17 protein-coding genes are annotated in these 22,130 nt (G+C 57.2%); 2 read left to right on the top strand and 15 right to left on the bottom strand.

Annotated features, from left to right (window positions below):
• Nucleotides 1–54: 54 nt before the first annotated feature.
• Nucleotides 55–708 (top strand): hypothetical protein, encoded by a 654-nt coding sequence (locus ACH3PB_RS05075; protein ID WP_416398355.1) that lies wholly within the window; start codon nt 55–57, stop codon nt 706–708.
• Nucleotides 709–735: 27 nt separating this feature from the next.
• Here ACH3PB_RS05075 and ACH3PB_RS05070 read toward each other — a convergent pair whose 3' ends face one another.
• The 9 genes from ACH3PB_RS05070 to ACH3PB_RS05030 all read right to left on the bottom strand — a co-directional run bounded on the left by ACH3PB_RS05070 (nt 736) and on the right by ACH3PB_RS05030 (nt 13,615).
• Entirely contained in the window at nt 736–2,475 is a 1,740-nt protein-coding gene (locus tag ACH3PB_RS05070) for a succinylglutamate desuccinylase/aspartoacylase family protein (protein WP_416398354.1), read from the bottom strand.
• A 175-nt stretch (nt 2,476–2,650) separates the two neighbouring features.
• Nucleotides 2,651–3,601 (bottom strand): alpha-L-glutamate ligase-like protein, encoded by a 951-nt coding sequence (locus ACH3PB_RS05065; protein ID WP_416398353.1) that lies wholly within the window; start codon nt 3,599–3,601, stop codon nt 2,651–2,653.
• Complete coding sequence (locus tag ACH3PB_RS05060; RefSeq protein ID WP_416398352.1) at nt 3,598–5,124, bottom strand: inactive transglutaminase family protein; 1,527 nt, start codon at nt 5,122–5,124, stop codon at nt 3,598–3,600. Before ACH3PB_RS05060 ends, ACH3PB_RS05065 begins: the two co-directional genes overlap by 4 nt.
• The gene (locus ACH3PB_RS05055) at nt 5,117–5,656 is read right to left on the bottom strand and encodes an ATP-dependent zinc protease (RefSeq protein ID WP_416398351.1); all 540 of its coding nucleotides are present in this window, start codon (nt 5,654–5,656) and stop codon (nt 5,117–5,119) included. The genes ACH3PB_RS05060 and ACH3PB_RS05055 overlap by 8 nt, the downstream gene beginning before the upstream one ends.
• 246 nt (nt 5,657–5,902) lie before the next feature.
• Nucleotides 5,903–7,387, bottom strand: coding sequence for a sodium/proline symporter PutP (putP, locus tag ACH3PB_RS05050; protein WP_416398350.1), 1,485 nt, complete (start codon nt 7,385–7,387; stop codon nt 5,903–5,905).
• A gap of 122 nt (nt 7,388–7,509) precedes the next feature.
• Nucleotides 7,510–10,800, bottom strand: coding sequence for a bifunctional proline dehydrogenase/L-glutamate gamma-semialdehyde dehydrogenase PutA (putA, locus tag ACH3PB_RS05045; RefSeq protein WP_416398349.1), 3,291 nt, complete (start codon nt 10,798–10,800; stop codon nt 7,510–7,512).
• Nucleotides 10,801–10,925: 125 nt separating this feature from the next.
• Complete coding sequence (locus ACH3PB_RS05040; protein ID WP_416398348.1) at nt 10,926–11,813, bottom strand: AraC family transcriptional regulator; 888 nt, start codon at nt 11,811–11,813, stop codon at nt 10,926–10,928.
• Nucleotides 11,814–11,829: 16 nt separating this feature from the next.
• Entirely contained in the window at nt 11,830–13,017 is a 1,188-nt protein-coding gene (locus ACH3PB_RS05035; RefSeq protein WP_416398347.1) for a D-alanine--D-alanine ligase, read from the bottom strand.
• Nucleotides 13,004–13,615 (bottom strand): DedA family protein, encoded by a 612-nt coding sequence (locus tag ACH3PB_RS05030; RefSeq protein WP_416398346.1) that lies wholly within the window; start codon nt 13,613–13,615, stop codon nt 13,004–13,006. The genes ACH3PB_RS05035 and ACH3PB_RS05030 overlap by 14 nt, the downstream gene beginning before the upstream one ends.
• 215 nt (nt 13,616–13,830) lie before the next feature.
• Between ACH3PB_RS05030 and ACH3PB_RS05025 the strand changes: the two genes are divergently transcribed.
• Entirely contained in the window at nt 13,831–14,394 is a 564-nt protein-coding gene (locus ACH3PB_RS05025; RefSeq protein ID WP_416398345.1) for a hypothetical protein, read from the top strand.
• On the opposite strand, the gene flgL is transcribed toward ACH3PB_RS05025, so the two are convergent.
• The 6 genes from flgL to flgG are packed head-to-tail and all read right to left on the bottom strand — an operon-like array spanning nt 14,374 to nt 22,126.
• Nucleotides 14,374–15,618 (bottom strand): flagellar hook-associated protein FlgL, encoded by a 1,245-nt coding sequence (gene flgL / locus ACH3PB_RS05020; RefSeq protein WP_416398344.1) that lies wholly within the window; start codon nt 15,616–15,618, stop codon nt 14,374–14,376. The genes ACH3PB_RS05025 and flgL overlap by 21 nt on opposite strands.
• A 23-nt stretch (nt 15,619–15,641) precedes the next feature.
• The gene (gene flgK, locus ACH3PB_RS05015; RefSeq protein WP_416398343.1) at nt 15,642–18,365 is read right to left on the bottom strand and encodes a flagellar hook-associated protein FlgK; all 2,724 of its coding nucleotides are present in this window, start codon (nt 18,363–18,365) and stop codon (nt 15,642–15,644) included.
• Nucleotides 18,365–19,498 (bottom strand): flagellar assembly peptidoglycan hydrolase FlgJ, encoded by a 1,134-nt coding sequence (gene flgJ / locus ACH3PB_RS05010; RefSeq protein WP_416398342.1) that lies wholly within the window; start codon nt 19,496–19,498, stop codon nt 18,365–18,367. The genes flgK and flgJ overlap by 1 nt, the downstream gene beginning before the upstream one ends.
• Nucleotides 19,499–19,518: 20 nt before the next feature.
• Nucleotides 19,519–20,619 carry a flagellar basal body P-ring protein FlgI gene (locus tag ACH3PB_RS05005; RefSeq protein WP_416398341.1) on the bottom strand — a complete coding sequence of 367 codons (1,101 nt, stop codon included), beginning with the start codon at nt 20,617–20,619 and terminating at the stop codon, nt 19,519–19,521.
• Complete coding sequence (gene flgH / locus ACH3PB_RS05000) at nt 20,619–21,311, bottom strand: flagellar basal body L-ring protein FlgH (RefSeq protein WP_416398340.1); 693 nt, start codon at nt 21,309–21,311, stop codon at nt 20,619–20,621. The genes ACH3PB_RS05005 and flgH overlap by 1 nt, the downstream gene beginning before the upstream one ends.
• A gap of 29 nt (nt 21,312–21,340) precedes the next feature.
• Nucleotides 21,341–22,126: a flagellar basal-body rod protein FlgG gene (gene flgG, locus ACH3PB_RS04995; RefSeq protein ID WP_416398339.1), complete on the bottom strand. Its 786-nt coding sequence runs from the start codon at nt 22,124–22,126 to the stop codon at nt 21,341–21,343.
• Nucleotides 22,127–22,130: the final 4 nt, after the last annotated feature.

The following is a 22,130-nucleotide window of genomic DNA, read 5'->3' as shown; positions in this document are numbered from 1 at the left end:
CAGCCGCCGTCTAGCTCGGGGGCCCGGGCAGCCAGCTTGGTCCAGGCGCCCCGCTTGGCGCGTCAGCGCTCGGTTCGTGCGGGGCTGACGACGCTCGGCCTGATGCTGGGTCTCAGCGCGTGCACCAATCTGCTCAACGCAGAGCCGCCGGTCATCAGGCGTTATACCTTACTGGCAACGCCCACAGCAGAGGCCAGCCAGGCTGGTGGAGGCATGGCCGACACATCGATCATGGTTCACGTTGGCAGTGTCGGCCTTAGCCTCAATACTGACCGCATACTCGCGCGTGACGAACTTACCATCGCGCCAATCAGTGATCTTCGCTGGGTGGAAGCTGCGCCTGCCATGCTGGAGAAAAGCCTGACTGATTTCCTGCAGCAGTCAGGCCAGTTCCGCTATGTGACTCACCACCGGGGCGGTCCGAAAACGGACCGGATACTGACGGTAGATCTGCGGGATCTGTACGTGATTTCGGAGAACAAGCAGGCAAAAGCGGTGAAGCTCGGACTCGCGGCCCGGCTTTCGCCGGCAAGCGTAGAGCGCAAGGCGAGAGCCGCTCCGGGCGACGAAACGAGTGTGGTGCTATTCGAACGGGTCGATATTGATCGCAGTGGGGGGAAATCGATAGACGAAGCCATCGCCCAGGCCTTCAGTACCGCCGCTCAGCGGGTGTTCTCCAAACTGCTGACCGCGATGCAGGCCGAGTAGGCGCCGGCGACGCTGTTCTGACGCCGGCTACTCCTCTACCGTAGGTGGCTCCGCATCCTTCGCTCGCCCCTGAATCTCGGTCTGGAAGCCCAGCGCCCGCTCAGACGACTCTATACCGATATGATATGTGGCAAATCCAGGCATCACCACCTGGTCCACTGCCATACCTATAACCCGGCCGCGGATATCGGAAATGATATCGGTTCCCTTATTCGTGATTGGATCGATGACCACACCCAGACTATCGCCCTTCTCTACCCGCGCACCCAGCTCGATGTGACTTTCGAGTATGCCGCCACGTTCAGTCCTGAGCCAGGTTGAGTTATAGAACACCGGTCGCGGTTCGCCCCAGATAAGCAGGCGCTGATACATATCCTGTTTTTCCAGCAAACTGTTGATGCTATGAATGCCTGCCTTTATTTCGTCCCGCTGAATGCGCAGGGACTCGCCGATCTCGAGCGTCACTGATGCAATGCCGCGGTCCACGGCTGCACTGCGCATCATTCCTGGACTTCCTGGGCTGTGGACCACGACCATGTTGTCGAAACCCTTGGTGAACTCGACCACCTTTTCGCTGCGCATGTCCGCTCGCAGCTGGGGCAAATTCGCGCGCCGCAGACTACCGGTATGAATATCCACAAGCATATTGCAGTTGAGGACAATCTCGTTGAACAGCGATGCCGCGATCCGCGAAGCCATACTGCCCGACGCGTAGCCTGGAAAGAATCGATTGAGATCGCGTCGATCCACGAGGTAACGGGAGCCTCGATTGAAACCCTGCAGATTAACAATTGGAACGCCAATCACTGTGCCGCTGAGGTCCTTGGGGTCGAGATCGTACATGACGCCCCTGACAACCTCGATACCGTTGAGTTCATCGCCATGCACGGCGCTTGTGAGGCAAAGCGTAGGGCCTGGCTTGGCGCCATGCACAACAAGTACCGGCGTCGGCTGATCGAGACCGGAAATGGCTACGCCTGGCGACCAGCCAAGTCTGGCGGCGGTGCCGGGCTTGACGATGCTGCCTAACAGGCGAAGATCGGCAGCCTCGTCCTGCGCAGGCGTCTCGACGGGTGCGGGCGGTTCGCCCACGACAGCCTTGGGACGTGGCGGATCTTCAATTTCAGCTGACAAGGGCCTCGAGGCTTCCACAGCTTCGGTCTCGTTCGCTTCGTCAGTACCAGATTTGTCGGGCTCTGGCGGCGTCTCGCCGATAAGTTTCGCCGAAAAAGCTTTGGCAACCGCCTCTGCCTTCGGGTTCACAGCTGCCGCTGCTGATGAGGCAGTGGCGCCTTTGTCATCAGGTATAGTTACCGAAGCAACTACTTGATCAGGCTCAGCGCTAGCCGATGCTGGGGCCGGCTCTGGCTGCTTTGCAGCAGCATCTGGCTTTGCATCTGCCTTAGCGCTTTTGGCCCGCTTTTCGGCAGTTTTACCAATGCTTTCAGCGGCCTTGACCACGGTTTTGGCTTTGTCTGCAGAACTGTCCGCGGCCGATGAATCGCCGACCGTTGCTTTTTCAGCGCCAGTACCAGATTCCGCGGCCACGTCATCGGCGGCATCTTCAGTGGACACCGGCACAGGGGGCGGCGTGACAGCCGAATTGGGAAGATCCGCCTGGGCAGAGGCAGCAGGCGCAGCATTGGAAGCCTCGACCACAGCCTCAATGCTGGTAACGTCTCGAAGTTTGACATCAGGCGCCACCGGTGAAGCCTGCCCGTTGGCTGCATTGGCCGCAGTATTTTCGGTCGCAGGTGTTTCGATCACCGTAGATGCTGGAGGTAATTCAGATTCTGCAAAGGCGAACTGACCCACAAGGGCAATGGGCGCTATGCATAGCAAAACAGCTGGAAGGGCGAAATTCGCGCCGCTTCCGGGGCGCGAAGGTATAAAACGAACCTGCAAAATAAAGTCCCGAATGATCAGATAGCTTACTACCAGTCTAGTGACCGGCTACTGATACTGCCAGTGCTAGCCGCTCTTCGATACTTACAGGTAGTACAGGAATCTTTTCGATCTTACGGAGTGAGGGCACCAGGCCGCGTTGATTGGCTATCTGAACGTTGAGCCCCGGTCTGGCATTCAACTCCAGCATCAGCGGTCCGAGATTCTTGTCCATGACGATATCAACACCGAGATAACCCAGTCCGACGATATCGGCGCACTCGACCGCCAGACGCAGGATCTGCTGCCAGTTCGGGATCTCGATGCCCTTCGTCTTGTATCCGGTATCCGGGTGATGGTCAGCTTTCTGGTTCTGACATACGCCATCGAGTGTTGCGCCGGTGGCGAGATCAATGCCAAGGCCCAGTGCGCCCTGGTGCAGGTTGGCCTTGCCGTCCGAGGCCCTGGTAGGCAATCGAATCATCGCAGCTACGGGCACGCCTCTGAACACGATGACACGAATATCAGGCACGCCCTGATAGCTGATCTTGTCGAAAAACGGATCGAATTGCACCCGATACTCGAACAAGGCCCGGTCAGGCAAACCACCAAGACTGTACATGCCGCTAAGCGTGTTGGACACATGATGCTGCAGGGTCTCCAGACTGACGAGATCGCCGCTGGCCTTGCTGTACATCTTGCCGATCTTGCCGGTCAAAACCATGATGCCGTTACCACCGCTACCTTCAGCCGGCTTGATCACCAGATCGGTATGGTGCGAGAGGATCAGCTCCTCGAGCTTGTCGACCTCGTGCTGATACGAGATCACGCCGTACAACTTCGGTACGGCAATGCCCTTCTCCAATGCAAGCTTCTTGGTAATCAGCTTGTCGTCGACCAATGGGTACATGTTGCGCGGATTGTACTTCATGATGAAGTCCGCATTGCGCATGTTCATACCCAGCACGCCGATTTCGCGAAGCGCCTTGGGCGACATGAACGACATCATGAGCCGCCGCGCCTCATCGCATTGAAACGGAACAATTCAGTGAGACGGTAGCCGGTATAACGGCCCATCCACAGGCAAAGCCCGAGAATCACGAGCAGGAGCTCAGGGAACACGAACATGACATACATGAGACTTTCATTGGTCATGATCAGATAACCCAGACACGCCACGATGAGCGATCCGATACCCATCTTCATGGCATCGCCTGCACCATTTTCTTCCCATGTAATCGACATGCGTTCGATCGTCATGGCGAGAATGACCATGGGGAACAAGGATATGGACAACAGACGATCGAGCTCGAAGCGATTCGTGGCCAGACTGACCAGCAGCATGAGAATGACGACGATAACCAGAATGGCCGCAAGCCGGGGAATCAGCAACAGCATCATACGTTCGAGATAGAAGCGGATCATCAAACCAATGGCGACAATGCCGCTGAACAGGACGATGCCCCAGAACAGCTGGGTCTCGCGGAATGCCAGTGCGATCAGGATAGGCATGAAGGTTCCAAAGGTCTGCACGCCAACGAAGGTCCGCAGAAACACGACGAACAGCGCGCCGAGTGGCACCATCAGCAGCAGGCGGTAAACATTCTGTCCCTGTACTGGCAGGGAAAAGAGCGAAAATTGCGCGACCAGCGAGTCCGACGCTTCCGCACCCTTTCGCACCACGCTCATGAGCTCTGCGTAGGTCTTGGTGACCGAGAAGCTCAATTCAACGTCTTTCGCGCCTGAGGCATCATAGACAGGCAGGTCACCCACCATCCAGACCAGGAAGTCAGGCGGCAGCCCCTGTTGCGCGGTCCTCGGATTGAAGGTGAACCAGCGCTCGCCATTATGCACCTGCAGCAGGGGTGTCAACGCCATGCTGTTGTTACTGTCAGAGACGGTGAAGCCCCAGATTTTACGCGCAGGAATTCTGACGCCTTTCAATATATAGATGATTTCGGATGTCCACTCGTCGGCATCATCCGCGCGGCCCAGCAGGAGCTCGACATTTGCGCCTGGCGAGGAGGCATTCAGCTGAAGCAATAGCGCTCTGACGTAGCTTTCCACGTCAGCGGACTCCTCACGCACTGTGCGCAGGATGGATTCAATAGCTGATTTATAGGGTTCTACGTATTCGGGCTTCTCGGGAAAATCGGGCTGCGAAGTGAATTCGACTTCATTGTTCGCTCGCGCGACCTGGACCCGGTAATACAGGTTCTGCGTGCCCTTGGCGCGCCTGACCGCCCAGCGTGCAACCCGATTGCTGTCGACCGTATCCACTGACAAGCCGAAACGACTGGAAATGAAATCCTCGTCCATTCTGAGGAAATTCGGCGTTGTACTGGGGATCTTCAGCGCGAATTTGGCTGGACCGCCCGTGCCCGTGAATGTCGCCTGCGCCTGCACAGTCCAGAGTTCGGTGTCCTGCTGCGGGGTAAGCGGCAGACCAACATTGATAATCTTGTGGGCAGCGATGGCAATGCCGATGGCTGCCAGCACGAGCGCCCAGATCTTAACGGAAAAGCTATTCATCGGATTTGCAGCTTGCTCTGGTGAGATAGGTTTCGTCCGAATCCACTACAGCGGCCTCTTCAAGGAAGCGCCTGCCAAGCAGAATGGCGTAAAGGTACTCGCGCCGATCGGCCAGCGTGAATTCTACCGTACGCTTGCGGCCGTCGAAGCAGATGTCGATATCAACAGTAACCCGTGAATCATGAATGCCATCATGGTTCTTGATCTTTACTCGTCGCGAGCGCTCTCGCTCCATGCGAATACGTCGTTCGTTGCCTTCACCATCCTTCAACACGAGCTCGAACTTCACCCACTTGTCGCCTTCCTTTTCGAAAATCTCGATCTTGTCGGCATAAATTGAGGAGGTCTTGGCACCAGTATCGAGCTTGGCTTTGAAGACACCATCAGTATCCGGCAGCGCCACCCGCTCTATCCAACCGGCAATGACCTTTCCCGGATCACTGTCAGCGTGACTGAAAGACGACACAAAGGCACTGAAGAAGAGGACGAGAGCAGTAAAGAGCGTACGTGAATTTCTTGGCAAAACCGTCATGATTAGTCCTAATGCATTGAATTCGCGACCTTTGCCCCAGATTCTAACGCAGAGCTGCGGGCCCTGGTTTTCAATCGGGCTCGCCCAGGCGCAATGAAGGGGGCAAATAGTAAGCCTTGTGAGCCTTTGCTACAACTTGATTTCAGCAAGCCGCTTTACCCCCGTCGGTTCCGAAACGACAAAAGGCCGCTGTTCATATGCTGAACAGCAGCCTCTACTTTATCGCGCGGTCTGCATAAAAACCGCTCAGTGAGCCGCTTCGCCGACAGTCTCGTCGAACTGTCGCTGAATCGTTGGCGAAGGCTCGCGGGTCATCAGCGAAACTGCCACGATGGCGATAGTGGCCAGTATGAAACCAGGTACGATCTCGTAGAGTTCGAATATCCCACCTGTCAGCTGTTTCCAGATAACAACAGTGATACCACCCACGAGCACGCCAGCAATGGCGCCCGCCCTGTTCATGCGCTTCCAATAGAGCGCCAGGATGAGCGTCGGACCGAAGGCCGCGCCGAAGCCAGCCCAAGCATAGCTCACCAGACTAAGCACACCACTTTCCGGATCCATCGCAAGAATCGTCGCCAGTACAGCCAGGCCGACAACCGCACCACGACCGACCATGACCAGCTGCTCCGGCGAGGCGTCCTTCTTCATCAGGGTTCTGTAGAAATCTTCAGCCAGTGCCGACGACGACACGAGCAGCTGGGAGTCAGCGGTACTCATGACAGCCGCCAGAATAGCCGCCAGCAGGATGCCGGCCACTACAGGATGGAACAAGGCGTTGATCAGCAACATGAACGCCTTCTCGGGGTCGTCCAGCGGCGAGTCGAAAAACACCACGGCAGCGAAACCACAGACCAGTGATCCGAACAGCGAGAGCGCGGTCCACGATACCGCAATACGACGCGCTGTCGGGATATCCTTACCGGAGCGGATACCGGCGAATCTGGCAAGGATATGAGGCTGGCCGAAATATCCAAGGCCCCAGCCCAGCAGGGAAACAATGCCGATGATGCCCATGGCTTCACCTGAAGAACTGGTCATGGCGTTCAGCAACTCGGGGTTCATCTCATTCATGGCCGCCTGGGTCGCACCCCAGCCACCTTCGGCATTGATGGCGACGATAGGCACGACGACGAGAGCGGCCGCCATTAGCAGCCCCTGCACCAGGTCGGTCCATGACACCGCCAGATAGCCACCAAACAGGGTGTAGGAAACGATAGCCAGCGCGCCAGCAATGACGGCCCAGGTATAGTCGAGGCCGAAAACGGTTTCGAATAGCTTGCCGCCAGCAACAAGACCAGAGCTGGTATAGAAGAGGAAGAACAGCAGGATGAAGAACGCAGCGATGATCCTCAGCACATGGCTGTAGTCTTCGAAGCGGTTTTCGAGAAAGGCCGGAATGGTGAGTGAGTCGTTGGCAGCCATGGTGTATACCCGAAGCCGTCGGGCAACAATGAGCCAGTTCAGCCAGGTGCCGACCAGCAGACCTATCGCAATCCAGAAGGCTTCATAACCAGCTGAGTAGGCATAGCCCGGCAGGCCGAGCAGCAGCCAGCCGCTCATATCCGATGCGCCCGCACTGATTGCCGAAGGAAATGGGCCGAGACTCCGACCGCCGAGAATATAATCTGAAAGGTTCTTCGTCCGTAGAAAGGACCAGAGTCCAATACCCAGCATGCCGAGCAGATAGACCATGAAGGTCATGCCAACTGCAAATTGGTCTTCTATCATCACCGTACTCCTGTTTTCTTATCGTTGTTATCGTTGTTATCGTTGATCGAATTCGACCCTTTACTGTAGGCAAGTCGCCTCGCCTTTTAATATGCCTCGCTTCTGCGCCGTCTGTCTGCGCGTTAGTCAGGCGCGCCGTCGAGCGACAGCAGTGTCGCATTGCCGCCTACGGCGGTCGTGTTGATGGTACGCACCCGCTCAGTGGTAAAGCGCGGCAGATAGTGCGGTCCACCGGCCTTCGGACCTGTGCCGGACAGTCCCAGACCACCGAAGGGCTGCACACCGACTACCGCGCCAATCTGGTTGCGGTTGATATAGGTGTTCCCGACCCGAACCCGGCGCTCGATATCAAGTGCCGCTGACTCGTTGCGCGTGTGTATCCCGAGCGTGAGACCGAAGCCCGAATTGTTGATCGAATCGATGACCTTGGACAGCCCTTTGGCGGAATATCTGATGACATGGAGGATCGGCCCGAAGTGCTCTGAGTCCAGTTGCTCCAGACTGTCAATCTCGACGATGGCCGGCGCCAGATAGTGCCCCTGAAGACCTTCGGCGTGGCTCGACCCTATCCCGTGCACCGCGCCCCTCGCCTGCCAGCGACTGTCCTTGCCGATGGCCTTGATGTGCGCCTTCAGATTAGCCAGAGCTTCGGCATCGATCACCGGACCAACATCGGTGCTGAGGTAGCGCGGATCGTCAACACGCAGCTCACTCAAAGCACCCGCAAGCACTTCTATAAGCTGATCGGCGATGTCTTCCTGCACGAACAGCACCCGAAGCGCGGAGCAGCGTTGGCCAGCGCTGGCGAAGGCCGACTGCAGCACATCACGACACACCTGTTCCGGTAGTGCCGTGCTGTCTACGATCATGGCATTCTGGCCACCTGTTTCGGCAATGAGAATGCCAATAGCGCCATCGCGAGCCGCCAATGTTCGATTGATTGAATGGGCGGCGCCGGTGGATCCGGTAAAGGCGACGCCAGCCACGCGCTTGTCCGACAGTAGGTCCGGACCTATCTTTGCCCCATCACCCAGTAGAAGTTGAAGCGCCTGAGTGGGTATGCCGGCCTCGTGCATCAGTTGCACAGCCCTGGCCGCGATGAGCGATGTCTGTTCGGCCGGTTTCGCGAGCACACAGTTACCGGTAACCAGCGCTGCCACTACCTGGCCGGTGAAGATGGCCAGAGGGAAATTCCAGGGACTAATACAGACAAAGGTTCCACGCCCTACGCTATACAGTTCATTCGATTCGCCAGTAGGTCCGGGCAGCAACTCGGGCTTGCCCATCAGCTTGCGTGCCTGCACAGCGTAGTAGCGACAGAAGTCGACAGCCTCTCTGACCTCGTCTATACCGTCCTGCATCGTCTTGCCGGCTTCGCGACAACACAGCGCCATCAGCTCGGCCATGTTGCTTTCCATCAGGTCAGCAAACTTTTCAAGCGCAGTGGCGCGCTTCTCGACTGGCGTACCCGACCAGGTAGGAAAATACTGCTCGGCAACGCTCAGTGCAGTCTGCAACTCCTCATGGGTGCTCCAGACCACATGACCGACCACTTCCCGCAAATCCCTCGGGCTATGCATGGTCTCGGCTGCACCGTCAGAAGCACGCTTGGCTGACAGTGACGCTGCACTCACCGGCGCACTGGCGGCATGCCACTGATGGGAGTCCCAATGCCGCAGGTCGGCATGCAACTGCTTCCAGTGCTTTTCGCACCAAAGGTTGACGCCTCTGGAGTTCTGCCTGTCACTGAACATATCGCCAGGCAAGGGAATCCGGTTGTTACGCAGGGTCTTGAAACGCCTTACCTGCTCAACAGGATGCCCAGTGAGCTCGGACACTGGTGTATTGGCGTCTACGAGACGGTGCACGAAGGACGAGTTGGCGCCGTTTTCAAGCAGGCGCCGCACCAGGTAGGGCAACAGATCCTTGTGGGCACCCACAGGTGCGTAGATTCGGACAGGGACCTTCTGATTACCCGCGGGCTCCATCACGGCCTTGTACAGGGCATCGCCCATACCGTGCAGGCGCTGAAATTCGAATCCGCGTGGTCTGCCCGCCTTGGTAGCCACGGCTTTGGCAGCAGCCATCACTGCAGCCACAGTATGAGCATTATGCGTGGCAAACTGCGGAAACAGACCGCCTCGTGTCGCTTCGCTTAACAGGAAATCGGCGCAGACCAGGTAGGAAATGTCGGTATTCTCTTTGCGGGTGAAGACCGGGTACTCAGGCAGACCCTTCTGCTGCGCCAGTTTGATCTCGGTGTCCCAATATGCGCCTTTCACCAAGCGGACAGGGATGACGTCGCCCTGCTCTTTCGCCAGCGCATTCAGCCAGCGCAGTACCGGGAGCCCCCGCTTTGAATAGGCCTGCACCACCAGGCCCAGCTTGCCCCAGCCCTTATTGACCGACGAGCGATACAGCTTTTCGAACAGCTTCAGCGAGATCTCGAGCCGATCCATCTCCTCGGCGTCGATGTTGATACCGATGTTCTGTTCGCGAGCATTCTCCAGCAACTTCACGACCGTCTGGTAAAGCTCTGTCAGTACGCGGTCCTCCTGCGCTGCTTCGTAGCGCGGGTGAAGTGCAGACAACTTGATGGAAATGCTGGTCTGCCCATGCACGGACATGGCTTCAGCATAGGCGCTGCCAGCGGCCTTGTTGATACTTTCAGCATCGCCACTATTTTTCGCGTTATCTCGCCCGGCAGCCTGGATGGCGTGCTGGTAACTTTGCAAATAGCGCTTCGCGTCGTGAGCCGTCATTGCGGCCTCACCGAGCATGTCGAAGGAGTAGGTATAGCCCTGCTTGCGGGGCTTACGGCTATTATCGAGGGCTTCCTCAATGGTGCGACCGAGCACGAACTGCTTGCCCATGATCTTCATGGCCTGATTCATGGCCCCTCGAATCACAGGTTCGCCGCTCTTCTTCACCAGACGGCTGAGCACCCCGCTGGGTGAATCCTCGATATTTGAATCAAGCTTGACCACTTTACCAGTGAGCAGCAGCCCCCAGGTTGAGGCGTTCACGAGCGTGGAGCCGCTGTGACCAACGTGCTTCTGCCAGTCAGCCGTCGACAAGCGATCCTTGATGAGCGCATCGGCCGTCGCCTTGTCAGGAATTCGCATCAGCGCTTCAGCGAGGCACATCAGCAGCACACCTTCCTGAGTATCGAGGCTGTACTCCTGCAGCAGGGCGTCCACCATGTGGATGGATGAATCCTGGGCACGGACGTTCTTGACCAATGCTTCGGCAGCCGACTGTATCGTGGCAAACTGCTTCGGAGAGGTATCCAGTGTATCGATAAGCTCCGAGACACAGGCAGCTTCATCAACGTCGTAGTGGGCCACTATGGTATGCCAGAGCTTGTCCAGTGTATTGCCACGGCTATACCCGTGCTTAGCAGGTTCCACCACTCAGCCTCTCCTCTTGTTATTAAACCAAGTCTATAAAACTATAGGGCGGATGGCCTTAATTCTTTTAAAATCCTGCCGCATCCTATCAAATTCCTGCCATATTGAGCTTGAGACGCAGGATTTTGCTAGCCGGCCCGGAGACGACCAGGGGTTGTGCCGCGGTATTTGCGTACGCTGCTCGTAAGTGCGCTTTGGCTTGAGAACCCGCACAGCTCACTGATTTCGACCAGGGAGAGCGAGGTGTTGCTGATGAGTTGTATCGCCTTATCCAGTCGCTGGTGAATGATGTACTGGTGTGGCGTTTGCTGCATCTGGGCCTTGAAGATGCTGTGAAAACGCCTTTCGCTGAGGCAGAGACAGGCTGCGAGATCACTGATGGAAATTGACTCGCCGAGATGCTCGAAGATGTAATTGTCGATTTTGTACATGTCGAGCAGACTGCGATCGTGCTGACCTGGACTGGGCAGGATACGCTGTGACAGACAGCGAATGATCGCGCTACCAAGATAGTGGCGTAATGCCCTGTCGTTCGCGTTGCGCTGTATCTCCTGGATACTGACCTGCGTGAGCTGCCGCATACCATTATCGAGTGAAATGAGCCGAGGCCGGTCGAACAGCCTCGCGAGACTGGCATGGTCCGGGTGCGAGGGATCAGTGAAGACTGGCGAATCAGCGTCGATGTTGATGACGAGGACATGGTTGCTGGGTCGGCCGTAAAAATCGTGAAAGGTGTTTGAAGGCACGACACAGGCATGGCTGACGTCGAGGTGTGCCGCCAGACCCAGCATATCAATTTCGGCGGTACCAGTGAGCCCCATGACCAGCTGATGATAGGGGTGGCTGTGCCGGTTAACATGCTGTGGCAGGCGCATCACCTCAGCCACGAGCATGCCGCCGCTCGCTGCTGCCGAAGCTGCGGCAGGGGCAGCAGCCTCCTGGCCCGGCGCCTTGTTCCTGCCGCTCTTGTTCGCTATCGCGCCGGCTTGACGCGGCGCCTGCTGTGGTAGGGCCATGATCGTCTGCTCTGATTCATTCTGTAAGCGGGTAGCGCGTCGCCATTGTCTCGTTCTGCTGGATTTCCGCCCACACCTTACGCAGCCCAGGCACAGGGTGCCCGAGCCGCCGCTGGGCAGCGCCAATGGCAAAGAGCTTGCGGTACTGATCAAAGAGTGTACCGTAAGCGCGCCGAATTGGCATGTCAGCATCCCAGATGTGGGTGGCTTCTGCCCCCGCGCCGTTCACCTCGATGATCTTCACACCCTCAAGATGCTGTAGATCCTCTAGCGACGCTACGCACGAGAGCTTTCTGACATCATCAAATCGAATATCGAAACGCCCAAAATAGAAACCCGGAATCTGGCGGGCTATCAGGTCCCATTGCCGGCGAAACGCCGGCGTCACCAGATGGCTGCCATCGCGGAAGATGCAGCCTCGGGCGTGACTACCGGCAAAGGCCAGCCTGAAACGCTCGCCGGCTGGCAGCACTTGCTCAAGTCGCTCGGTATGACGAGGCAGATACAGATGGGCCAAGCGCCCGGCCCGGGGATCCTGTTGGATCAGCTGGCGCAGTGTCCGCTGGCCATCGCCGGTCACGTAGGGAAAAACCTTCAGTGTCACCGAAAAAATCTCACCTTCGGTCGAGTGCCCGGTAGCAGGATCGAACCAGCCGCCGGGATCATTTTCCGGCAGACGGATATAGAAGATGCCGGCCTCGTATGGCAGGTCTTCGAGCGCTTGCAGTACCACGGTATCTTGTACTGGAAATTCCGCGAGGTATCTTTGCAGGGCTGGTTGGTCGTACACGCGCCTTACCCCTGCGCCACGAGAGCCCTTATCAGGCTTTGCGACGAACGGAAAGTCAAAGCCCCGCGCATGCACCCGACTCAGCGCGATTCTCGCATCGTCCGAGATGTCTTCCTCAGTCATGCCAGAGCGGGCAATCCTGGTATGGCTCAGTAGGAGCCCGCCCAGGCTTGGTGGTAACAGATCGAGAATCTGTAGTTTTGACTCTCCAACGAATCCACCTAAGTCGAATGTCGGGTTGGCTACTGTCGGCAGCGTGATGCCTCGGTAGCGCAGCGCGAGCCAAAGCGCATAAGCCTTCACAGGCAGGTAGAATAGTGCTGGCGACCAGAACTCGTATACGGACAGCGTCCGTATCGAAGCCTTCATGGGCGGCGCAGCAGCCGGATCCAGGTCGCGTTCAAAGTGACTCATCTGGTGTTCCCGAACGATTGCCAGTACACAGGCGGAGCAGATACGGCCAGGCAGCACCCAAGAGGAGCAATACGACAATGCCCACGCCGGCCCATGCTGGCTTGAGCTCGAGCGTTGCATCACCGAGACCATAGATGATCCAGAAGCTGATGCTGGTCCACAGGCCTACTGCGAAAATCAACAACAGCACGAAGTTTTTCACGCTATATCCGAAGAATCCCGCCGCTGTAAAGGTGGGCAGGCGTGCACCCGGAATAAAGCGGGAGACGAAAATGGTGTAGGCCCAGCGTTGACGCAGCAGGTCCTCGCTGAGCCTCAATCCCTTCACTTCTGCCAGGCGCGGGCCGTGACGGCTGCGACGGATATACTGCCCCAGGATGTAAAGTGCAACATCACCCAGCAATATTCCTGCATACAGCACCAACAGCGCGCTCCATGGATCGATGACACCAGCAGCGGCAAGCAGTGCGCCTGAACTGGTGGCCAGGTCCTCCAGGATGAAGGTGGCCATGAATAGCAGCATCAGCATCACGGACGGATACTCACCGGCCCGCGCGAGCATGGCGCTGAAAGACTGATAGACATCCATATCGGGCATGGGAACGAGGATTGTCCGGATTGGTTAGGTACAAGTCACAGAACAGTGGTCAGCCGCGGCATGGCGCTTTCGACGACCAGCCTTTATTCTGCGGTCAGGATTTGAGGATATGGCTAGTCTGGTAGCTACGCAATCAGTAGTGCTCCGCAGAAGCAACAGTCGCGCAGGGGCAGCTTCAAAGTGTCGGACCGAAACAGGATATAGGCAGGATAGCTATGCATCCGATCGTACAGGGTAACATTGACGCGCTGAAACAGGCACTGAGCCTGCTGCGTTCCCTGACAGCGCAGCAGTACAGGCAGGTTTGCCGGCCATACCTCCAGAGCAGCATAGGCACACATTGCAGACATATACTGGATAATTACTTGGCGCTGATTAGTGCTCTGGATTGCGCGACCGAGAACCAGGATTCGGTATTCGTGGATTACAATTTGAAGCGACGACAGCACGCGCTGGAACAGGACAAATCGCAGGCGATTGCGGAATTTTCGAAGCTACTGGATTGGCTGCAGCAGGCAGATCTGTTTGATATGATTGAGAAGCGTGCTCCAAGCGTTCAGGTGCGCAGCGAAGTCACACTTGAATCGGAAAACAGTGTAGTGGTGCCCTCCACACTGGCACGTGAACTCACACTGCTGAGCAGTCACGCCATTCACCATTTCGCCATCATCGCAATCAGTGTTCGACTGCAGTCCGGCGAGGTTGATCCGCGCTTCGGCCTGGCGGCGACCACAGCGTCATACCAGCGCAGACAGGGTCTACAACTGGTCGAACAATGACAGCCCCGTCACCCGTGAAAATGTCTGCTGAGCGGCCTGCAGCACGAAGCTCTGGAATGACAGGTCGCTGATAGCTTTGGCATAGTCGAGATCTTCGACCTTCGAGCGCAGCTCTTTCAGAATGATCTCGTTATCCTCCAGCACCGCCCGGGTATCCTCGACAGTGTTCAGCCGGGCACCCACCTCGGTACGCACCTCGAGCATGGCCGTCTCGGCGTTGTCCAGATTGGCGATAGTGGTATCGAGCATGGCCGAGAAAGTTGCCCTGCCCTCAGGTGTATCGTTCACTTGTTCCAGGCCATCGATGAAGCGTTCCAGCGTATCGAAGACGGGCTGCTTGTCTGAAGTTCTCACAAAAAAGGCATCCCCCACCGCTGGCGCACCCTGCACCTCAACCTGCACACCACTGGCCTCGATATTGATGGTCGCACCAGGCGTATAAGGCTGTGCCGTCACGATGGGGCGATTGTCGCTCACGGTGAACACTGAAAAGTTCGGTCCCGGCGGCGCAACGGTGTTGACGTCATTGAAGACGATCTTCATGTCCTCGGGTGCGAAGGCATTCAACTTCGCCTGATCTGTGACCTGCCCGATCGTGATATGCGCCGGCGGGCTGGAGGTATTGCTCTTGCTGCTGTCGGTGCAGATGGTGGTACCGGCACTCTTCACATCCATGAACACAGAGTTACCGTTGTCCGTGCCCGCGATCGTGACGCTCGAAGAAATCTGGATGAAGCGGCGACCTTCATCCGAGGTATATTCGACGCTACCAGAGGGCGTCTGCTGGAATGGTGCCTGGGTGTTCTGAAAGCCGCCGAAGAGATATTCACCGCGACCATCGGTGCTGTTGGCCAGCCCCTTGAGCTGATCCAGACGGCTGCGTAGCTCCTGAGCGATCGAATTACGATCAGCTGCGCTGAGGATGCCGTCTCCCGATTGGATTGCCAGTTCACGAACGCGCTGATAAACCTCTGTAACGCTTTCCAGCACGCCATCCTCGAGCTCCAGACGGCTCTGTGCCAGATCCACATTTTTCTGAAACTGGCTGTTCTGCTCGAGCTCCTGGTTGAGCCTGAGCACTCGCGACGCACCAACCGGATCATCGGCTGGCGACAGGATTTTCTTGCCGGCGCTGATCTGCTCCTGGGTCTTGGTGAGCTCCTGCTGGGCATTGCCGAGGTTAGCGATACCGTTGCGATACAACTGTTGCGTGGAAATTCGCATATGAGCCTCTTGTCAGAATCCTGTTATCGAACTGCGCCGAGCAGTGTGTCGAACAATTCGCGGGCTACAGAGACAATCTGTGCGTTCGCATTATAAGCCTGCTGAAACTGGATCAGCTTTGCAGCCTCCTCGTCCAGATTGACGCCCGATACCGCGTCGAGACGACCTTCCGACTGCGTCAGCAGCGAACTCGCCGCTTCTGCATCAGAACGAGCCTCATTGGTCTGTGCGCCGATACTGGAGACGAAGGATGCGTAAGCTTCATTGAAGCTATCCTTGCCAGGGCCCACGAAACCGCCAGCTTCCAGGCCAAGCATGGCGAGCGCGTTACGGTTATCGCCAAAGCCATCCTTATTATAGGCGATGGTGAACACATCACCTTTCCCAGGTGTGCCCGAAATCGAGGTGGTAAAGCCTCTGAAGGCCGTTTCAGTAGCTGGCGTGGGCGTAAAGATGGTGCTATTGCTGCCGCGCAGGCGCAGGCCGTCTTCCAACACCACGTCAAGCTGGCCACCGACGACTACTTCTTCATTATTATTCAGAGTCTGTGGCGCCGGCGAGCCAGCACTGGTCAACTGCAGTGAATCACCATCTGCGGGGGCACCAGTCAAGCCAACCTGAATGTTGCGGCCGTCAGTAGACCGCAGCGACAGTGAGCTGCCGTCAGAGCGAGCAACGATGCCCAGTAACTTCATACCTTCATCAGCATTGATGGCATCGGCAATGGCGGCTGGGCTGTCAGCTACCGGGTCAGCAAAAGTCGCCTCGAAACTGTATGGCGGCTGACCATTGGTACCGGCTATCGTAACCCTGAGCGCAGCCGTGCCCGGCGTACCGCCGTCACTGAAGTTACTCAGCTGCAGATCTGTATAGGCTGAGGCCTTGATGCCCGGCGTGCCATTAAGTGCGGCAGCAATACTACCTGCCGTCGAGTTTGGCGGTACATTGATCGCAGGATAGGTCGTGATCGCGCCTGTTTGCGGATTGCGACCTTCTATGGCGATTGTCTGAGCGCCATAACCATTGGGCAGCAGCGCCGAGGGCATCGTGCCAGAAAGCGCCTGCACTGGCTGAATCACCGAAATGCTGGTGCCATCCGAAGACACCTGCACCGCGAATGGGTCGGCCGAAAACAGTTGGTTCTGAACACCGGGCACGTAACGCTGGTTCGACATCGGCGGATTCAGTGGCTGCGGATTGGCAGGATCACTATTATCCAGCACCTCATAGGTGGTTTCGTTAAGAAACCGAACCACCAGCGGGGGCGTCAGTTCAGAGGGACTAGCGAAGCCAGGCAGGAGTTCACTGGTATTGAGACTACGACTATCTACCAGGCTGCCCTGGCTGATGACGGCGGTCCCGATATTGCTTTTCTGGCTCTCGGTCCTGATAGGCGCGGCGAGGGCGAGATCCTCTACCCGGTCCACGACCATACCGAGGCCGCGTATACCGCCACGGCTGGGCTGAATCAGGAACCTGTCACCCTGCTGGAAGCTGCCGGACTCAAACTGGATGACCATACCATCCAGCTCCAACTTGGCAGGGTAAAGGCCACCTAGCGTGGTTCGGGTAATGGTCGCGCCCGATACTGCGTCCTTTACAACCAGGTCGTCGCGGCCAGGACCCGTGAATTCGATAGCATAATCGCGAGTGCTAAGGGCCGTGGTATCCTCGATTCGGACCGAGACGACGCGGTCATCGGGCTCAACGTTGGCTGCATTGGCCACCACTCGTGATTGCATGGCTTCGTCGGAATTGACGTCGTTGAAATATAGACCACCGAACTGATTTTCCAGGGTCATGCCGAGCTGATGCTGCTCGTTTACCCGATCTGCGATAGAGATAGCCAGGCGCCCCAAATTGTTCTGCGCCGGGTGGAGAACGTCTTCTCTGAAGCGAATGAGCCCACCCAGTTCTCCACCGGTGATCTCGCGGGTGATCTGAACGAAGCGTCCATTCTTCCCGATTGCGATCTCGAGCGAAGACGGATCATTTTCGTTTTCTCGCGCGACGATGGAGCTTGAGCTGGAGCCCATGACCAGCGCCTGCCCTTTGCCGATGAAAACGTTGAGCTGCCCGTCATCCTGCGGAATGACATTGATTGAAACCTTGGTCGCCAAGTCCTTGATAAGCAGGTCGCGCTTGTCGAGCAGATCGTTGGGCTGGCTACCATTGGCCGCGCCCTGGGCCGTTACGATGGCCTTATTGGCCTCGGCGATCGCCGCAGCCAGACCGTTGACGTCAGCGACCTGGCTGCGAATACTCGCCTCCACCGATGAAGCCTGTGCAGTGAGGCGGTCATCTATCAGCCGAAACCGGTCGACCAAACGGCTCGACTGTGAGAGAAGCTCCTGACGCGCAGGCACTGACGACGGGTCCTCTGCGGCAGCCTGCAATGCGCCAAAGAAATCGGACAGTGCCGGTGAAATGCCGGTGCTCGGATCGGCGAGCAGGTTGTTGATCTGCTCGAGGTTCTGAGCCACGATACCGACTTCTGCAGACACGGACGTGTCGCTACGGACCTGAGTTTGCAGGTAAGCATCGGTTAGACGTTTGATGTCAGTGATCTGAGCGCCGTTACCAAGATAACCTGCACCAGTGAATTGGCCACCAAGCTGATCAAACTCGGCACGCTGACGTGTATAGCCTTCGGTATTGGCGTTGGCAACGTTGTTGCCCGTCACTCTCAGCGCGGTCTGATGCGCCAGTACACCACTCAATCCAATATTCAGTAATGAACCAGACATCAGATATCTCCCACGCCAGGGTCAGCGGTCTGTTGTGAGGCAGACCTGAGATAGGTGCTTTGCACGATGCGTTGTATCTTGCTGGCGTATTCGGGGTCGGTCGCGTAGCCAGCCTGCTGCAGTGCGTTGGAAAAGCCAACATGATCATTGGCGACCGCAACGGCTTCGGCGTAACGCGGCTTCGAAGCCAGGAACTTGAGGTAGTCCTGAAAACTATCGGCGTAGGAGTCATAGGCCCTGAACTCGGCGCGCTCCTTCATGGCCACACCGCCGCGATATTCCGTCGTGAGGATTTCAGCCGTTTCACCAGTCCACCCACTGCCGGCCTTGATGCCAAACAGGTTGTAACTTGGCGCACCATCGGTGCCGGTGATCATGTGCTTGCCCCAGCCTGTTTCCAGTGCTGCCTGGGCCAGCAAAACCTTGGGGTCCGCACCCAGCTCATCGGCCACCTTGCGCGCGTGCGGCAACAGTGTCTCAACAAACTCAGCCGGAGTTTCGAAACGGACAGGGTCGGCAGGCTGAGCAACGGTCGGAGCTGGCGAAGTGGCTTGCGCAGCGATGCGTTCGGCCTTGGTAGGACTCAAGCGATCCGCGTCGACGACCAGTGCGTCGACCTCATCCAATACCTGCTGCTCAGCCTCGCGAAGCTGAACAGCAGGCACGTTGCGAGCGGTTTCTGCAAGGCTTCTCCAGTTACCGGATGAGGCTGTTTCAGAGGCGCTGTCTTTTGGATCGCCATTGGCGTCCAGACCGTAGCGGCCGCCAAGCTGACGGACCAGCATATCGGCCAGGCCTGAGCCTTTGCCGGTAGACATGTTCAATGTCATCTGCTGATCGAGCATATCTTCATACATGTCGGTGGCAGACGAATTGAAGGGGCTATCCTTGGCGAAAACTTCATTCGCCGCACGCATGCTCTTCATGACTTCGTTCATCATGATGGCTTCGAACTGACGAGCGACGGTCTTCAGTGCTTCTGCCTTGTCTGCGCCTTTGGCCTTCAGACCCTGCAGTGCACTGAGGTCGTTATAGTTCTGGGCGTCGGCGGCATACTTTTTTGTCATGGCCGCAGACGAACCAGCCGGGTTCAACAGTGATGTGCTGCCGAAAGTGCCTGTGGTGTTTGCCATGACGGTGCCTCTGCCCCAGCCTATATGACGATCAATTCGGCGCGAAGGGCGCCAGCCTGTTTCAAGGCTTCGAGTACAGCCATGACGTCGCCCGGTGCCGCACCAACCTGATTGACCGCACGAACGATTTCAGCGAGCGTCGTCGCGGGGCCAAACTGGAACATGCGCGCAGGCTCCTGGTTCACGTCGATCTGCGTATCAGGCACGACGACGGTCTCACCACCTGCGAGCGCGTTAGGCTGGCTCACGCCCAGACTCTCACTGATAGTGACAGACAGACTGCCGTGAGTGACTGCAGCCGGCAAGACCTTGACGTTCTGACCCACCACGATGGTGCCGGTGCGGCTGTTGATCACGATACGAGCCGTCTCTGTACCAGGCTCGACATCCAGATTCTCCAGGATCGACAGATAGCTCACACGCTGGGCTGCATCACGCGGCGCCTGCACTCGAACACTATTGGCATCGACTGCACTGGCCACACCCTCGCCCAACATGGTGTTAATGGCTTCCTGTACGCGTTTGGCCGTAGTGAAATCCGGTGAGTTCAGCTGAAACGTAATGGTGTCTCCCTCGGAGAACGAAGTCGGTACACTACGCTCGACACTCGCACCGTTAGGAATACGGCCCACACTTGGCTGGTTGACCGTCACGCTCGAGCCATCAGCGCCTTCGACACCAAAACCGCCAACGATAAGATTGCCCTGGGCTGTCGCATAGACCTGCCCATCCGCACCACGCATATTGGCGAGCAGAAGACTACCGCCACGCAGGCTCTTGGCGTTGCCGATAGACGACACGGTAATGTCGATGCGCTGCCCAGGCTTGGCAAAGGCAGGCAAGTCAGCATGCAAAGTCACAGCCGCCACGTTCTTCGTGTTTGGATTGACGTTTGGCGGAATGGTCACGCCGAATCGGTTCATCATGTTTCTGAAGGTCTGATTGGTGAACGGCGCGGAGTCACCTGTGCCATCCAAACCGACGACAAGACCATACCCGATGATCGGATTGCTCCGAACACCCGCGATGCTGCTGATATCTTTCAGCCGCTCAGCCTGGGAAAGAGAGGACAGCATGGCGCCCACTGCCAGTAATACTGCAACCACCAGTTTCGTTTTCATTACAGCGGCCACCATTCAGAGTTGAAGAACCGGCCAAGCCAGCCCTGTCTATTGGCATCAGCGAAGCTGCCGGTGCCTGAGTAGGCGATTCTCGCATCAGCGATCTGATTCGACATCACGGTGTTGTTCACGCCGATGTCATCTGAACGCACCAGTCCTGACAGGCGGATATACTCGTCGCCTTCAGTCAGCGTCAGCCATTTCTCACCGCGTATGCGCAGCAGACCATTTGGCAGTACTTCAGAGACGGTCACGCTGATACTGCCGATGAGGCTATTGCTCTGATCGGCCTCAGCTTCACCATCGAAACTGCGGCTGGAGCTGCCGGCAATACTCAGATCCAGACCACCCAAACTGGTTTCCCGGCCAAAAAGTCGGGGATTACCGATGGCGATATCGCCTTTCTTGCTCATCGAGGATTCAGCTGATTTGGAGGACCGTGTAGTTTCCTGCAACAGCACGGTCAACAGATCGCCCTGACGATGTGCGGTCTTGTCACCAAACAATGAAAAACCCGGCGCTGAAGACGCAATGGAGCCATCAACCGGCGCAGGCTGTCTCAGCTCCTGGATGCTGACCGGCGCATAATTCGGATCGCCCGGCTTGATCTGCTCACGCATCACGGGCGCACAGGCCGTCACGCCCACACAGAGCAGCAGCACCGCCAGTTTGAAAGTAAGCTTTGAAATCATGAGAGTCACCGAGCTAGGCCAAAAACAGATCAAAGGTTCTGAGTGATGTACTGCAGCATCTGATCTGCAGTGGTCACGACCTTGGCGTTCATCTCATAGGCGCGCTGTGTGGTGATCATGTTGACCATCTCCTCGACGACCTCGACGTTCGAGGTTTCGATGCTGCCCTGAATCAAGGTGCCGAGGCCGTTGAGCCCAGGTACACCTTCTTCTGGCGCACCACTCGCATTGGTCTCACGGAACAGGTTGCCGCCTATGGCTTCGAGGCCGGCCGGGTTGATAAAGGAAACAGTGTTGAGATTGCCTAGTGCCTGGGGCTGAGCATCCCCAACCACGGTGACAGACACCGTGCCGTCGGCGCCTATAGTCAATACGCCGGCGTCTTCTGGAACGTCGAGCCCTGGCTGCAGCTGATAGCCTTCAGGCGTGACGACCTGGCCGTCCGCATTCAGCTGAAACTGACCATCCCTCGTGTAGCCGATAGTGCCGTCTGGCATGAGAATCTGGAAAAAACCCTTGCCGTTGATGGCAATATCCAGCGGCTGCTCAGTAACCTGAAGATTACCTTCGGTCCACTGTTTCTGAGTGCCGACGACGCGAACACCAGTACCGATCTGCAAACCGGAAGGTAGCGTGGAATCCTGGGCGGACAGACCGCCTGGCTGGCGGTCGATCTGATAGAGAAGATCCTGGAACATCGCACGGTCGCGCTTGAAGCCGGTCGTGTTGACGTTAGCCAGGTTGTTTGAAATGGTCTTGAGGGCAGTATCCTGCGCGCTCAAACCAGTCTTGCTGACCCATAAGGCACCGTGCATTGCG

The sequence above is a fragment of the Allohahella sp. A8 genome (genome assembly GCF_047946665.1).
Lineage (GTDB): Bacteria > Pseudomonadota > Gammaproteobacteria > Pseudomonadales > Oleiphilaceae > Allohahella.
The sequence above is the reverse complement of the archived record's forward strand: the minus strand, read 5'-3'. Positions and strand labels throughout refer to the sequence as shown.